General features: G+C 66.3%; 2 protein-coding genes. Both read right to left on the reverse strand.

Translation table 11 applies throughout. The features are described from left to right. Nucleotides 1-1,493 precede the first annotated feature (1,493 nt). The gene (locus ACO1BU_RS36590; protein WP_424140777.1) at nucleotides 1,494-2,138 is read right to left on the reverse strand and encodes a PqiC family protein; all 645 of its coding nucleotides are present in this window, start codon (nucleotides 2,136-2,138) and stop codon (nucleotides 1,494-1,496) included. Further along, the coding region (locus ACO1BU_RS36595; protein ID WP_424140778.1) for an MlaD/PqiB family protein at nucleotides 2,135-2,906 on the reverse strand (772 nt) is incomplete at its 5' end. The genes ACO1BU_RS36590 and ACO1BU_RS36595, both read right to left, overlap by 4 nt.

Raw genomic sequence — 2,906 nt, forward strand, 5'->3', positions numbered from 1 at the left:
CCTCCCGAGCAGCCGGTCAGGAAGAGCAGCGTCAGGGGAGCCGCCGCTGTCCAGAAAGGTGACACTGCCTGCCTCCCTCAACCACGCCCAGAACCACGATGCGGCATGCCGGGCCGCCTCATACGAGCTGAGCCAAGTGCCGGGCAAGAAACGAAAGGCGGCTTGGTAGCCGCTGGCGCTCCGTGTCGAGGCTATCGATGCGGCACACGGTCCCGGCACGATTGAGATCTCGCGTCAGTGACGCAGCGCGAGCAGCTGCCCGGCTTTCCTGCCCGAGTCTGGCTACGTTCTGGCCCTGATGTCGGAATCCTGACGGAGAGCTTTCGGCGTCCTGGAGCGCCGCAAGTACGGTTCTGCGATACGGCGCCAGGGCGGCGTCGGACCCGGCAGTGGCTTGGTCCACATTGGCGCGAGTCCTGGTCGGGTCTCCAAAGAGGCTGATTGAACTCGCACTGAAGAGATTGCCGGCCTTGTTGCCACTGCTTTCACTCTTCATTTAACAGGCTGCGGAAATTCGATTTTGGCGAGGCTTCTACGAAATTTTATTACGCTGCGTACGATTCGGGCACAGAAGTGTTGTGCACATCACGGTCTGTCCAATTCGGATTGTTCGTGTGGCTGGGCTGGAGCAGCGAATTTCCGCAGCCTGCTAATTGGTCCTTCGGAATGGCTTTGCCCTTCGATTGAACCATCCGCCGCTCCATCTTTCTCACGGCCGATTGATCCTGCGGCCGCCGCTGCCGTGACTACCCCCTGCTGCCCTTCCGGGTACGCCGGTAGTGGCTCTGCCTGGCTCCCCAGGGGAGCCTGAGGAGCCGGGGCTTGCACAGGAGCAGGTGACGGAGGCTGAGTGACGCAACTCCTGACCAGAGGTGCGCAGTAAGCCCGCGGGGCGAACGGCGCATCAACTTCCCCGGTGTACCTGATGCTGCTCACCCGGCCACTGTCCACGCGAACGGCAAGGTGACAGTTCCCGCCTCCAGTAAAACTCAATCCTCCGACGACCGGAAGAGTAAGGCTGAGGCCTCCAGAACTGGTGGAGCTTCCATCATAGGAGAGGACGCTCATCTGATCGAACCGCTCCCGGCGGTTGGGAACGCCAAGGCAGCTGACCAGCTCAGCTTCCGAGAGGCCAACCAGACTGTTCAGTGCCAGCTGCGCCACATGCGAGTCCTCCAGGGCACATGCGGACGGTCCCAACGCCAGGATGCATCGGAGCAGTCGTGAAAGACGGACCTTCGTTCGCCGCGCCCGAAAGCCGGCAAGCCCACGAGCTCGCATTAGGGTCTGTTCGCGTTCATCGTGAAGCGATGATGGCGGCGTTGATAAACCATCCCCATCGCGAACGAAGCCCGGACCTCACCTCGTCGAGGTCAGACCGGGACTGAGTGGCACACATGAGCATTCTCCTCGACCTGGCAGGAAGCGCACCGGCTGGGCTGCTCTGGAGGTTGGTGCAGCAGTGGGACTGGGCGGCTGGCGGAGGAGATGGGTCACCGTCCCGGGCGGGGCGCGGGCATGGCACGCCGAACACCGGCCGCAACACGATCGGCGAGGTTCTCGACCGCCCGGGTCATTGCCGCCACGATCGCTGCGTCACCCGGCTCTGCCATGGACTCCTTCAGTGACACGCGCTCACCGGCCAGCGTCTCGCGCCCACCGCCGTCCAGCACGCGCCACCGCGCTACGAGAACAACGGACCCGTCCGCGCGCGGCTCGAAGGTCTCGACCTCGGCCAGGAGTTGCCGCGCCGGTCGCTCGGTGGGCTCGGTGGTGGTGACGATGATGTCTGGCAGGCGACGCGTCAGCCCGAGTGCGAGGGCACGCGTGACGCCCACGGAGAGCCGCTCGCCCCAGCGGCCGGTCGCGCTTGAGGCCACCATGTTCTCGGCGCGCCGGACCAGGATGTCGGTCACGTCCAGGTAGTCCGGTACCAGAACCGGCTTCACCTCGACCACGGGCCGGCCGGTCAAGGACTCGGAGCCCTCGGTGCCGGCCTCGGGCGGCCCGAGCACATAGGTGACCGGGGGCGGCCCAGCCGAGCCACAGGCGGCGAGCGCGAGACTGCAGACGCCAAGCACAGTCCCCAGCGCGGTGGTTCGCCGCCGGCGCGTGGTGGGAACCGGAAAGCCGCTCATCGTGCGTTTCTCCCTCTGAGCACGGCACTGGGGTCACGTTCGATCGCCCGCGCGAAGCCGCGCAGCGAGCCGGCACTGGCGGCGAGGTCACGCGTCGCAGCCTCGAGATCGCTGCGGAGCTGCGAGCGCGGGGCCATCAGGCCACCCAATGAAGAGAGTATCGTCTCAGCCTGCCTCGCCACTCGGTCCGCCGAGCCGAGGACGCGCGCGAGTTCGGCGCCCCGCTCGTCGAGTTGTTGCCGGGCACCGGACGCGAGCCCGTCCAACTCCTGCAGGGTGCGGGACGCATCGGTCTGGAGACGGACAACCGCCTGCTCGGTCGTGTCCAGGGTCCTGGTTGCGGAATCGATGCCGCGCCGCGTGCTGTCCAGCAGAGGGTCCAGCTCCGCATCCACGTGGTTGGCCAAGCGCTCGAGCGAGGCCAAGCTCCGCTGAGCGGTCCGCACTACCTCCTGCACCGGGACGTCGGCGAGCGTCTCCCGCAGGCGGTCCAGGTCCGATGCTATAGCCGGAATCTGGGGCAGGCCCCCTGTGTCCGCTGCGACCCGCTCTGCGGGGGTGCCGGGACGGAAGTCGAGATCAACCCGGAGCTGGCCGGTGACGAAGCTCTGGGAATTGAGCTGCGCCCGCAGCCCAGCCTCGACCAGATGCTCGATATCCGCATCGCTCTGCTGGGCATCCTTCCCCTCGCGGTTCACCTGGTCTGGCAAGAGCTCGAGGGTGACGGGAATCCGCGCCTGCCCCGAGGCGGAGAGATGGAGCGCGATG

This window comes from Roseomonas chloroacetimidivorans, assembly GCF_049629625.1.
In the GTDB taxonomy this organism is placed as follows: domain Bacteria; phylum Pseudomonadota; class Alphaproteobacteria; order Acetobacterales; family Acetobacteraceae; genus Roseomonas; species Roseomonas chloroacetimidivorans.